The sequence below is a fragment of the Catenovulum adriaticum genome (genome assembly GCF_026725475.1).
GTDB classification, from domain to species: domain Bacteria; phylum Pseudomonadota; class Gammaproteobacteria; order Enterobacterales; family Alteromonadaceae; genus Catenovulum; species Catenovulum adriaticum.
In genome coordinates this window covers 44,588-57,428 of the sequence record NZ_CP109965.1, presented here as the reverse complement: position 1 = coordinate 57,428, position 12,841 = coordinate 44,588, and the positions used below count along the sequence as shown (strand labels likewise).

The 12,841-nt window shown below is 38.8% G+C and carries 12 protein-coding genes; 3 read left to right on the top strand and 9 right to left on the bottom strand.

All coding sequences use genetic code 11. The features are described 5' to 3' along the window. Positions 1-53: 53 nt before the first annotated feature. The 4 genes from OLW01_RS00230 to OLW01_RS00215 all read right to left on the bottom strand — a co-directional run bounded on the left by OLW01_RS00230 (position 54) and on the right by OLW01_RS00215 (position 6,023). Positions 54-1,427 carry an efflux transporter outer membrane subunit gene (locus OLW01_RS00230; RefSeq protein WP_268074587.1) on the bottom strand — a complete coding sequence of 458 codons (1,374 nt, stop codon included), beginning with the start codon at positions 1,425-1,427 and terminating at the stop codon, positions 54-56. Continuing rightward, a complete protein-coding gene (locus OLW01_RS00225) occupies positions 1,428-3,380 on the bottom strand; it encodes a MacB family efflux pump subunit (protein ID WP_268074586.1) in 1,953 nt (650 codons plus the stop codon). It abuts the gene before it with no gap. Further along, entirely contained in the window at positions 3,380-4,570 is a 1,191-nt protein-coding gene (locus OLW01_RS00220; protein WP_268074585.1) for an efflux RND transporter periplasmic adaptor subunit, read from the bottom strand. The genes OLW01_RS00225 and OLW01_RS00220 overlap by 1 nt, the downstream gene beginning before the upstream one ends. Positions 4,571-5,072: 502 nt before the next feature. Further along, the gene (locus tag OLW01_RS00215; protein ID WP_268074584.1) at positions 5,073-6,023 is read right to left on the bottom strand and encodes a bifunctional GNAT family N-acetyltransferase/hotdog fold thioesterase; all 951 of its coding nucleotides are present in this window, start codon (positions 6,021-6,023) and stop codon (positions 5,073-5,075) included. A 58-nt stretch (positions 6,024-6,081) separates the two neighbouring features. Here OLW01_RS00215 and OLW01_RS00210 point away from each other — a divergent pair, with 58 nt between their 5' ends. Beyond that, positions 6,082-6,759 carry a spermidine synthase gene (locus OLW01_RS00210; protein ID WP_268074583.1) on the top strand — a complete coding sequence of 226 codons (678 nt, stop codon included), beginning with the start codon at positions 6,082-6,084 and terminating at the stop codon, positions 6,757-6,759. A 33-nt stretch (positions 6,760-6,792) separates the two neighbouring features. Here OLW01_RS00210 and OLW01_RS00205 read toward each other — a convergent pair whose 3' ends face one another. After that, positions 6,793-7,389, bottom strand: a complete 597-nt coding sequence (locus OLW01_RS00205) for a thioredoxin family protein (RefSeq protein ID WP_268074582.1) — start codon at positions 7,387-7,389, stop codon at positions 6,793-6,795. 89 nt (positions 7,390-7,478) lie between these two features. On the opposite strand from OLW01_RS00205, the gene OLW01_RS00200 reads away from it, so the two are divergent. Beyond that, on the top strand, positions 7,479-8,036 hold the full coding sequence (locus tag OLW01_RS00200) for a DUF1415 domain-containing protein (RefSeq protein WP_268074581.1): 558 nt from the start codon (positions 7,479-7,481) through the stop codon (positions 8,034-8,036). Between the two features lie 64 nt (positions 8,037-8,100). Further along, positions 8,101-8,817: an SIMPL domain-containing protein gene (locus tag OLW01_RS00195; RefSeq protein WP_268074580.1), complete on the top strand. Its 717-nt coding sequence runs from the start codon at positions 8,101-8,103 to the stop codon at positions 8,815-8,817. 47 nt (positions 8,818-8,864) lie between these two features. Here the strand turns inward: OLW01_RS00195 and OLW01_RS00190 are convergent, their stop codons facing one another. The 4 genes from OLW01_RS00190 to OLW01_RS00175 are packed head-to-tail and all read right to left on the bottom strand — an operon-like array spanning position 8,865 to position 12,416. Beyond that, a complete protein-coding gene (locus tag OLW01_RS00190; protein WP_268074579.1) occupies positions 8,865-9,326 on the bottom strand; it encodes an MOSC domain-containing protein in 462 nt (153 codons plus the stop codon). Beyond that, a complete protein-coding gene (locus OLW01_RS00185; RefSeq protein WP_268074578.1) occupies positions 9,323-9,862 on the bottom strand; it encodes a DUF2937 family protein in 540 nt (179 codons plus the stop codon). The genes OLW01_RS00190 and OLW01_RS00185 overlap by 4 nt, the downstream gene beginning before the upstream one ends. Before the next feature lie 28 nt (positions 9,863-9,890). After that, a complete protein-coding gene (locus tag OLW01_RS00180; RefSeq protein WP_268074577.1) occupies positions 9,891-11,789 on the bottom strand; it encodes an MFS transporter in 1,899 nt (632 codons plus the stop codon). A 12-nt stretch (positions 11,790-11,801) separates the two neighbouring features. Further along, a complete protein-coding gene (locus OLW01_RS00175) occupies positions 11,802-12,416 on the bottom strand; it encodes a TetR/AcrR family transcriptional regulator (RefSeq protein WP_268074576.1) in 615 nt (204 codons plus the stop codon). Positions 12,417-12,841: the final 425 nt, after the last annotated feature.

The following is a 12,841-nucleotide window of genomic DNA, read 5'->3' as shown; positions in this document are numbered from 1 at the left end:
ATCTTATCTACTTACAATAAAAGAGACGTCTGAACTTTCTTTACTCTTCACGTTTACCTTTTGAATTCGGGTTTGCCGGCCAAAGCTTTATATACATCGATATTAGCCTGTAATATATCTCGTTTAGCCGCAGCGTGAGTCAATTTAGCATTAAACCAACTGCGCTGAGCGTTCAATAAATTTAAAAAATCTGTATCACCTGAATCAAACCGAATTTGAGCCAGCCTATACAATCTTTGGTTATTATCTAACTCCTGCTGCTTTACTTGGTATAAATTTGTCTGATACGAGAGTTCAGTTAAACTATTCAACGACTCTTTAACCGCTTGGACTACCGCATCCTGATAATTTGCTAACGCTATCTGTACATCCGTTTTAGCCACTTCAATTTGCTGATCAATTTTGCCGGCATTAAAAATAGGCATAGATAAGCCTGACGCTATAGCAGCCGACCAACCACTGCCAAAGCTCATAAGATCAGCCAAGCTTAAATCGGCACTCACAGTTAAACTCGGCCATTTCTGCTGCTCAACCTGATACAAATTAGCGTCTTGCAAACGCAGCTGTGTTTGCGCAATTTGAATATCTGGTCGCTGCATTAATTGCTTTGCTGATTGCCGTTGACTAATTTCAGGAATACTCAATTGCTCAATACTTTCGTACTTTAATTCAATCTGCATATCACTTTTACCTAGCAAGGCAGCAAGTGCTCTTTGGCTAAAATTAATATCACGCTCCACTGTCATTAACTGAGCTTGAGCACTTAATAATGAATTCGTTTGCTGGCTCACTTCAATGCCTGAAGCACTACCGGCTTCAAATTGAGCTTGAATTAATTTAAGTAAAGATTCGCTGGCAGCCAAATTTTGTGTGCTAATATCTAATCTTTGAAGCAAAGATAAATGTGAAAAATACTGGCTTGCTAACTGAATTTGCAATTGTAAAAGCACGCTTTGAACTTGTTGCTGGCTAGCAATTAAATTAAGTTTTGCACTGGCATTAGCTGCATCACGCGTTCCCCACAAATCAATTTCATAAGCGGCTGAAAAGCCCAAACTGGAACTGGAAGATTCGTTCTGGTTATCAAAATTATAGCCATTGCGCTGGCTCGCTCTAGCGCTCACACTTGGCCAATAATCAGCTTGTTGCTGAGCTAATAAAGCACGGCTTTTATCTAACCTTAACTGTGCGGCAGCTATACTTAAATTACGAGTATCAAGCTCGCTCATTAATGAATTTAACTGCGGCGACGTAAAAGTCTGCCACCATTGCATTTGCGATAAGCTTAAAGTTTGTGCTGAAACTTGTGATTCTAGTCCGAGTTGATTTAACTGCGCAGGCATTTGCATTGATAAATCATGTTGATTTGGTTGGTACGCACAAGCCGTCACCCATAAAACTAAACAATAAACACTAATTTTTTTCATTTAATCCTCTGCTAATGCTTCAATTGGATTAAGCTTTGCTGCTTTATGTGCGGGAGCATAACCAAATACCAGACCCACTAATAACGATGTAACAAATGCCAATAACGGCGGTGTCATCGAATAAGCAACAGGGATATCAAAATTAGTTAACACCATAGAGATAACAATCCCAAACAAAATCCCAATTAAACCACCCAATATACAAACAACCCAGGCTTCAATATTAAACTGTTTCAAAATATCACTTGGTTTGGCGCCAGTCGCAATACGTAAACCAATTTCTCGTCGACGCTCAGAGACGTTCACCAACATAATATTCATCACCCCAATGCCTCCCACAAAAAGTGAAATACCTGCAACAGAGGCAAGCAACCAAGTTAATGTGTCTTGCGTTTCAGTAACGGTTTCAACCAAAGATTCTGTCGTTCTCACCATAAAATCTTCTTTGCCATGTCGTGAAATTAATAATGTCGTAATGGCTTGAGTAACCTTATCAACTTGATCTGTATTCTCGACTTTAACTGTTATAGAACTTAAAAAATCTCTACCAAATACTTTTAATTGACCCGTCGTTATTGGAATTAATACTTCATCATCCATATCATTCCCACCGGCGCTAGCCCCTTTTGCCTGCAATACACCAATCACTTGGTAGAATGCATTTTTCATCAATACATATTGTCCAACTGGCTCTTCACCATTTGGGAAAAGTTGATTAGCAACCGTATCGCCTAGCACCACAACAGGGGCATAAGACTGAAGGTCCTCTTGGCTAAAAAAAACACCTTTCGCCATTTCCCAATCTTTAGTTGGTTTATAATCCGAGTTAGTGCCTTTAATGCGCCCTGAAAAATCATACTGACCATATCGAATAGTTGCCCGACTTGACCGCTCTGGCGAGGTGTATAAGATGCCGTCCAGTTCGGCTATGGCATTTGCATCGTCCAATGATAAACTGGCATTATCGCCAGAACTTCTTATATTGGCACCGCCAGGCCTGACCAGAATTAAATTGGTCCCAATAGCTTCAATCCTTTCCAGAACTTGCTTTTTGCCACCTTCACCAATCGCCATCATAGTGACCACAGAGGCCACACCAATAATAATCCCTAACAAGGTTAATAAAGTTCTAAACCAGTTTGCATGCAATGCCGTAAACGCCATAACTATCGATTCCAAAGATCCCACACTAGGCAAAGGCTCAACTGCTTCGGTTGATTGGGTAACTGGCACGTTATCTTTATTTAAATGATGAGCAATATTATCTTTTGTATCTGATAGTAAAACACCGTCTCTTACCTGAATTAGGCGATCGGCATGCTCAGCCACTTCAGGATCATGCGTAATCAAAATAATGGTTACACCTTCCTGATTCAATTGTTTAAGCAAAGCCAACAATTGCTCACCACTAGCCGTATCTAAAGCGCCTGTGGGTTCATCTGCCAAAATGACTTCGGCACCATTAATTAATGCCCGAGCGACGGAAACTCGCTGCTGCTGGCCGCCAGATAATTCAGAAGGTTTGTGCGCACCTCGCTCGGCTAATCCCAAGCGAGTCAACAAATCACTTGCTTTATTCAAGCGTTCAGACTTACTCATTCCGCTATAAATAGCTGGCATAGCTACATTTTCTTGCGCAGTGTAATTTGCTAATAGTTGGTAACGCTGAAAAACAAAACCAAAAGTTTTTAATCGTAACGCAGATAAACACTCAGGGTTTAAATCAGAAACAGAATGACCATTAATTAAATATTCGCCCGAGGTAGGTTTATCTAAGCAGCCAAGAATATTCATTAAAGTAGATTTGCCTGAACCTGATTGCCCCATAATGGCAATAAACTCACCACGCTCAATTGTCAGGCTAACATCATCTAAAGCTTTAACTTGAAGGTCACTACTGCTGTAATAACGACACACATTTTTCAATTCAAGTAACGGGGTTTGCGTATTCATTAAAAGCCTCCTCGACGGCCTCCACCTCTGTTACCTTGAAAACCCTTTCGCTGACCTCGCTCTGCGCTTTGACCTGGGTTTCGTTTTTGCCCGACAATAACCTGTTGACCTACATTCAAACCCGATAAAATTTCTACTTGCGTTCGATTTTTTACACCGGTTTGTACATTAACTCGCTCGATGCCTGTTTCGGTTTTAACAAGTGCCATACTGCCTCTTGGCGTGTTACGAATTGCGCTTAATGGAACAACCATGACATCTTCAGCCTTCTCTACAACAAAAAAGACTTGGGTTGTCATCGAATCCATGAGCCGACGGTTATTATTTTCAATATCCATTAGCGCTTGATATAAAACAACATCATTTACAACTCTTGGCGTGGGCAATACCTGACGTACTTGCGTATGCCAGTAGTTTTTAAGATCCCCCAACGTCGAAAAATAAACAGACATGCCTTTAAACAACTTAGTCACATCGGCTTCCGACACTTCTGCTCTTAATGTCATCGTGCTTAAATCAGAAATTTTAAGTAGCAAAGGGGCATTTTGGTTTGAATTAAGCGTTTGCCCTTCTCTAACTTGAATACTGGCAATAGTACCCGAAATAGGCGCATAAATTTTAGCGTAACCTAAACGAGCTCTGTCGCCTTCAACACCAGCTTGATCTGCTTTAATTTGAGCAATACTTGTTTCTATTCTGGACTTTAAAACCTTAACGTTTGTTTTGCTACTGAATAAAGTATCTTCACTGACAGCTTGTTGCTTATAAAGCTGCTCATTTCTTTTGGCTCTCAGTTCAGCTAACTCAAGCTCAGCTCTCAGCTGATTTAACTGTGCTTTTTTACTTTCTAGGGCAGCTTCTGCTTTTTTTAATTGGGTTTCAAATACAGTTGCATCAATTTCAACCAAAAGCTCTCCTGCTTTTACATTTTGCCCTTCTTCCACATGAATATGTTCAACCTGACCAGAGACTTGCGCGCCTACCTCAACATAATGCTTAGGTTCTAAAGTCCCCGTTGCCACAATAGAATTTTCAATAGAGCCTATTTCAACTTCAGCAAAGACAGCTTCTGGTTTTGGTTGATTCCCTCCGGCCATCATCCAGTATGCTGCCATTGCTAACCCTACAATAATAATGAGTCCTATTATGACTAATACCCAGGAACGAGTAACTCGTTTTTTTGCTTTCATAAATAAATTCCAGACCGGTGTGAAAATTTAAAGAGGGAGTAAGATCAATCACTTAATCACAGTTTGGTGTTACTTTATTAGGACTAATATAACCAGTCGAGCACATTTACTAAACTCTTACAATTATTTACATATTTATAATGTTTCACGCCCAGCAGCATTAATGTTTAGAACCATAAAAGGCGTCACTCAGCTAAAGTAGAATCACTTAAGTTAGGGGGGTAATTGGCAGAAACTTGCACTTTGTTGAAAGTATTGAAAGTTAAGCTTGCACGGTGGAGTTTAAATCAACTGTTGAAATTTAGTGCTATTTAACCTTATCGCTCTGCATGGTTTCTAACGAGAGTTTTTGCGTGGACAAGGCAAATTCACACTGCAATTGCGGTTAAAAAGGCCATTTGAAACATATTCATTAAACCGAGTTGAGGTTATTTATATTCGTTTTTAAAGCGCCCAAACAAAAGTGAGTCGCTAGCTGGCTTGATTGCTTGGTTACTTAACCTTAAGAATCGATTTTATCATCTTCTCTTTTTCTTTTTTTATTAGTAAAAATAGGCAAAATATAATACTGTCCTTTAAATACACCCGCGTAAACATTGTGATCAAATAACTCAACTCGTAGTTCCAAAATTGCTTTTTTGGTATCACGTAAAACAGATAATTCCCCTTTGACCGAATTAAGCCGAACCACGGCTTTTGGCATTTTACTAATAGGCTTATTATATTTAATCTCGCCTTTGCCTAACACAATGTCGCCATGTAGGGTATTTTCACGCAATAATAAATGCACCATGCCCCAACCAGCTAAAGTTGCCATTGAATATATAGAGCCTGCAAACATGGTTTGATGCATATTAATGTTGGCATTAAGCGCGGCTCGTACCTCTAACAACTCACCAGTATACTGATAAACTTTAATCCCCATTTGCTGGGTAATTGGTATTTGGTTATGCCAAGTTTCTTGCAGCTCTTTACACCATAAAGGTTGACGCAATATTCCATCGTACTCAGATAGCTTTTTACACATTTGCTTACGTTGGCCACTGGTGCCTTTGGCTATATCAATAATGGGATTATCGAGTACTTCATAACCACATTTTTCAAAAAAACCAACCGAGTCTAATTTTGAAAACGTAATAACACGTTTAATTCGTTGCTCGCGCGCAGCTTGTTCTAATGTGGTCATTAATAACGAGGCTAACCCTTTACTTCGGCACTCGGGCGCAACCGCAATATGTCTAATTTGAGCTTCATCTTGGCTTACTAAGTGAATACGTCCAACAGCCAACGGCGTGCCATCTTCGTGGCAAATCATTCTATGCTGAGCCAAGCTATCGTATTCATCTTTTTCTGAGCCGACTGCAAAACCAAACGGCTGCTTTAATATCTGCCATCTAAATTTGTAATATGTTTCAAAATCAGCTTCTGTGGTAGGTGTTATTATATGATACATAAGGCTTAACTTTGTGTTATATATGTTTTATATAATTAGCAGATTAACGGTAAATTGAGTGCTTGTCGATCTTAAAACGTCATTACAAAATAGCCAGTTACTAAACTTCATCAATGAAGCTGAAGTCAAATGGCAGGTTTGCGAGAACCAATACTATATTTGGTTGTTAATGAATGACACTGTGCAGTCTATTATGAATAAAGCCGAACCCAGCCAACTTACCTTACCCCACCAGCAACCATTAAAAGGCTTTGTTGATGAGTTACCAGATAATGCCAACATTTTAGAGTTTGGTTTAGGTGGTGCAAGCAATGCTCGATATTTCAACCAGCAAAAGCCCTGCAGCCAAATAACAGTGGTTGAACAAAGTGCTGCAGTAATTGAATTATTTAAAACTTATTTTAATCCACAAAAGAGCAATATAAATACTATTCATCAATCGGCTGAACATTTTATTTTGTCAGATCAAAAAAAATATCATTTAATTATTACTGATTTATTTAAATCGGGCTGTTCATTATTAAGTTTTATTAACGCTCAATATTTTATTGCATTAAAAAACCGACTGACGCCGAATGGCTTTGCTTACATTAACTTTATTCCAGACACACCAGCAGAGGCTGAGTTAATTAAAACTTATATTCAACAAACTGGCTTAACCATTCAGTGGGCAGATAAAATAATTGGGTTTAAAAATTGGGTATTTTTAGTCAAAAATACCCAACCTAACAACTAAACGAATGAAAGGTTCATAATAAAAACTAGCCTATTATGCTGGCTCATTGCCTGGCTTCCACTTTATATTACAGCCGATAGAAGCCAATTGTTCGCTAGCAATTAGCTTCTCAGCTAAAATGCAATCTAATGCGTGAGCTAAATCTTCACCTGTGGCTGGATTTTTACTTGAATCATAATTACCAGAAGAAATCCTAAAAGGTCGACTGGCATCAAATTGACCGCGGTAAGCCAAGGCTTGATTTTGATCAAAGACAAATATATCGGGCGTACAAGCCGCGTTATAAGCTTTCGCTACGGCTTGCGTGTCATCAATTAAATAAGCGAATGGATAACCCTGTTTTTGTTTTTCTTGCACCATATTTTCAAAACTATCGGCAGGATAAGTTTGTGTATCATTACTATTAATGGCAACAAACTCGACCCCTTTAGCTTGGTAAGCTTTTGCTAACTCTGCTAATTTAGGTGCAATATGAATCACATAAGGACAGTGATTACATATAAACAAAACAACCAGTGCCTTGGCTTGTTTAAAATCTGCTAATTGAGTGGTACCGCCTTCGGTATTTTTTAGCGAAAAATCGGGTGCCTGAGTGCCCAAGTCCATCATAGTGGAGGCTGTCATGACCATAATATTTATCCTCTTTCTCTACGCTAATCTCGCGTGGTTATTTATTTTGCCATACAATAGCATTTCTCACTTTAAGATATAAACCTATTATGCAAACAAACAATTCAGTGCTAGTGACTCAGCAAATAAAAACTTGGTTAGAACAAGTCGTAATAGGGTTAAATCTTTGCCCTTTTGCCAAACGTCCCTACAAACAAAAACAAGTTAAAATAGCAATAAGCACCGCAAGTGACGATGACACCTTACTGCAAGATTTACTGCAACAATTTAAGCTATTAGAAAATACCCCAATAGAAACAACCGAAACGAGTGTATTAGTTGTAACGAATCACCTGCAGGACTTTTTCGACTATAACGACTTTTTAAATTTAGCCGATGCGCTCATTGAGCAATATAATTGGCAAGGTGTATTTCAAATTGCTAGCTTTCATCCGCATTATCAATTTGCGGGAACGACTGAGCAAGATCCAGAAAACCTAACCAATAAAGCGCCTTATCCTATTTTACATATTTTGCGTGAAAGCTCGCTCGATAAAGCGGTCGAAAGCCATCCCGATGTTGATGGTATTCCAGAGCAAAACATTGCAAAAATGAACCAGCTCACAAAAGAACAAATTACTGAATTATTTGGTTATCTTAAAGACTAAACTAGTAATTAAGATTAAAGATAAATTAAAACTAAAAAATAACTATTAATTGCAAGGATCGGGTATGCAAAAGTATTTTCGTTCGTCGGCTTGGGTTTTAGCGTTAGGCATTATGATTGGCTTAATCGGTTTGGGGGCGCTTGTTTCAAATGCGGCTCTGCAAATTAAACAATATGAGCGTAGCGTTACCGTAAAAGGGCTTGCCGAACAAGAATTACCTGCCGATATTGTAATTTGGCCGATTCAATTTATGCTGGCCGACAATGATTTAGCCAAGCTATATGAAAAAGCAGATAATAGTACACAAAAAATTAGAGCCTTTTTATTATTAAACGGCTTAAAAGAGAGTGAAATTAGTGTCTCACCGCCTGCTATTGTTGATAAATCAGCCCAAAACTATGGTAATAACAACAATCCATATCGTTATACTGCCACTCAAACAGTCACTGTTTATTCAGATAAAATTAATGCCGTTAGAACACTGATGCCACGCATGTCTGAGTTAGGTAAACAAGGTATTGTTATGACAGGTAATGGCTATCAGTCCAGAACTGAGTATATTTTTAACCGCTTAAATGATATTAAACCAGAAATGATCGAACAAGCGACTGAAAATGCGCGTGCTGTCGCAATGAAATTTGCGAACGACTCTAACAGTGAGTTAGGTAAAATTAAGCGAGCTTCACAGGGGCGGTTTAGTATCAGCGCTCGCGATAAAAACAATCCACACATTAAAAATATCAGAGTGGTTTCTACTATCGAATACTACCTTGCAGACTAAGATTTGATGACCTTTCGTGTTCATTTTTGCAGCCGTTTGTTGGGTATTTATTCAAGGCATAGCGATTGAAAACGATCCCCTACTTTAATGTTACCATCGGTTAATATTTGGGCACGCAAGCCGCCTGAAAATTCAAACCCGGACATTACTTGAGCACGGCTAACTGTTTCATTTGCCAATAATTTAGCTAATAATTGACAAGGTTCACACAGCTCAACCCCTAATAACTCTACTTCGCCGACTTTAAATCGCTTTCCGACTAAATGATTTAACGATATACCCATCGTAACTAAATTTCGTCTGGTAGAATGCCAACCAATATTCTGTTGATAATCTTGATTAAATTGCTCAATTGCTTCTGCTTCAATCAAGGTAATATTTTGGCCCGGCCACTTAGTTTTACCAAAATTTCGGTCGCCCCAAATACCTAACCCTGCGCTGCAAGTTGCTGTCCTCACACTGGACAATACTTGTTTGTGTTGCTGTGCAATAAAAATTGCTTTAATCATGCTTTATTCGCTATTGGTTTAGATTTAAACACACGGCGTGTGGTACGCACACAGCAAGCAATTATCAATAAACTCAATATATCAAACAGCGCCGCAAATATAATTGCCGCGGTAACGCCCCACGCCACCGCATTTACATTGAGTGGTACAACATAACTATAATTTGTTTGGGCTTGCTTAAGAATTTCGGGGTTGGCATTAAAAGCCAAATGCCATACCACTTTATAAGCAGGTTGGTGCAATGCTTGCTGCTCTTGCGTTAGCAAATGAACTCTTTGATAAATTGCATCTATATTGCGCCCATCGGCATTCATAACTTTATCAGGGTTCTGTTGGTAATAGACGATTAGTTTTTCTAAGCTCCCTCCAAAAAACTGATCTGCTGTTGACTGAAATCCTGATAAGTTTTGCTCCGCTTCAGCGAGCCTTGCTTCTGAAACTAAAGTATATTGCTGGATAAATCCGGGGATCTGAACACCAAACAATAAAGCAATCGCAAATATAGTCAGCCTAAAATAACTTCGGATCATGCGCATTTATCTATCCTTTTATATACTAAAACATTTATGAGTTTAGTTTGTCAGAAGGCGGATCGACCAGCAAGTTTTGAATTTTCTGTTGTAAATGTGCAGCAGTTACTTCGACTGCAGGTATAGGTTCAAGTATTTCAACTTCAACTTTCGACCAAAAACGAGATGGCAACTTAGTGAGTGCATGACCGCCTTTATGGCTAAAAAATGATCCCCACAACCCCTTCAATGCTACCGGAATAACAGGCACAGGATCACTTGCTAAAATTCGCTCAATGCCTTTTTTAAACGGACTGAGCTTACCATCAGGTGTCAATCTACCTTCTGGAAAAATACAAACAACTTCATCATTTTGTAATGCCTGATGAATCAACTCAAACGCAGTATCGTAAGTTGCTCTATTATATCGTGGCGGGCAAATAGGGATAACTCTTGCGTGTTTAAAAAAGTATTTTAACAACGGCATGTCACTTATACGTTTATCCATGACAAAACGAATAGGCCGACGGCACGCCCCTGCTAAAATCAGCGCATCAACATAACTCACATGGTTGGCAGCTAACAACACGCCCCCTGAAGCTGGTATCGCTTGCTGCCCTGAACTTTTAACTCGATACAAGCTATGGCTTAATAACCAAATCATCAAACGCAAGGTAAACTCTGGTACTTGGTAATAAATGTAGATAGCCACTGCAGCATTAATAACGGCCAAAATGGCAAACAATTGCGGAATACTTAGCTCTAAAACACTTAAACAAATGATCGCAAAAATAGCACTGACCACCATAAATAACGCATTTAAAATATTATTGGCTGCAATAATTTGTGCGCGTTTACTTTCGTCTGTACGGCTTTGTACCATGGCATACAGTGGTACTATATATAAGCCACCAAATACTCCAATTAAAGTTAGGTCTATCATCACAGCCCAATTTTGGCTATTTTGCATAAACACACTAAAGCTTTGTACCGTATCTACACTTAATTCAGGCACTGCAAAAAATAAATGTCCGCCAAATAAAGTAAGCCCTATTGAACCAATTGGCACCAAACCCAGTTCAATATGTGAACCAGATAATTTACTACACAAGATAGACCCTAAACCTATACCAATGGAAAATATCGCGAGTAAAACAGATACCACTTCAGGCTCGGCTGCTAAATAGATTTTGGCAAAGTTTGGAAACTGAGTTAGATAGGTAGCACCTAAAAACCAAAACCAACTAATGCCTAAAATAGATAAAAACACCGCCCTATTTTGCTTAGCTAATTTAATGATCCGACAAGATTGTTTATAGGGGTTAAATTTAACTTGGATATTTGGATTTGATGCTGTTGCTTTTGGAATAAAACAAGCCGCAATAAAACCAAAAATGGCTAAACTCACCACTACAATCGCCGCATACAAAGCACCATTAGACTGACCAATTAATACCCCAGCAAGCAAAGTCCCCAATAAAATAGCTAAAAAGGTACCTAACTCCACTAAAGCATTGCCTTGTAATAATTGAGCTGGTTTTAAATGTTGTGGTAAAAGCGCATATTTAACTGGGCCAAAATAAGCAGATTGAACCCCCATTAAAAATAGCAATAACAGCATGACCAAAATAGATTGTGAAACGATGGCCCAAGCTGCAATGCTCATGATAACCACTTCTAATAACTTGACTCGACGAATAAGTTGCGACTTTTCTAGCTTGTCTGCTAATAAACCAGCGTGAGCTGAAAACAGAAAAAATGGCAAAATAAATAGGGCTGCCGCCAAATTAATAATTAAATCTGAACTAACCGGTAAAGCTTGTGGCGCAATAAAAGCGACAATTAACAGTAAGCTGTTTTTATAAACATTATCATTCATTGCGCCCAAAGCTTGAGTGCAAAAATAGGGTAAAAAAGAGCGCTGTTTTAGTAAGCCGAATAATTTATTGCTCATAAATAATTCCTTTTAATGATTTTTCCAACTGGCTAAAAAGTGATTTAAAAGTTGCTCAAGTAACTGCTCACCAGATGCCCCTTTTGAAAACAACTTATCTTCTAGTGCGAGTTGCGTAATACCATGAACAGATGCCCATAATGCTCGGCTGGTATCCGCTAATTCATTTTGACTGGCTGTAGGTTTTAACTCCGCTAGCGCTGATTGCAATAACAAAAATAATTGTTCAATTCTCTGGCTTTGCCAATCGGGCATTGCTTGCCCCTGCGCTAAGCGCAAATCAAATACTAATTTCCAAAAGTAAGGTTTATTGCTGGCATAAAAATAATAAGCTAACGCCACCGCTAAAATTTTCTGCTCAGCTGCATTTTCAGCCTGCTCACTTACATTCGATAATGCTTGTGCTGATACTTGATATAAATCATCTAATACCCCAGCACATACCTCTAACCAACAAAGCTGATAGCTCCCAAATACATTTAATATAGAGCTAGGAACATAACCTACCTGCTTTGATAACTGACGAATACTGAGCGTTTGATAAGGCTGATCCTGCAAATGAGCGACTAAAGCATCAATAATAAGCTGTCTTAATTCTTCTCGGGTATGATCACTACGTCTGGCCATCTTATAATTCTACAAAATAAAAAACAGCGTTCAAAATAATCTATTATAAATAACAATGCAATATTTAAAATGCATCATTAATTTATAATTTGTCGCTAGCGCTAGGGTCTGTTGACGTTTGGAGTACAAATTTTGTTCTAACTAAACGCTTTTTGATCGCGACGCGAGATATGTAGCATAGTTATTCTATGTCAATATCGAGCACAGCTACCGCATCCTGCTCACGCTAAGTACCTGCATCCATGCAGGCAACAAAGAGCAAAAAGCGTTTAGGACGAACCCGAAGGGCAGCGCTTGTTTAGCATTTCTACTGTGTTGCCCCACATGGATGTGGGGTAAGGTGACTTTGCAGGAGCATAAAGTCTTTATAGCTCATTTATGTAGCCCACTACACGTCAATCGCTATGCCTTGTATAAATACCAAA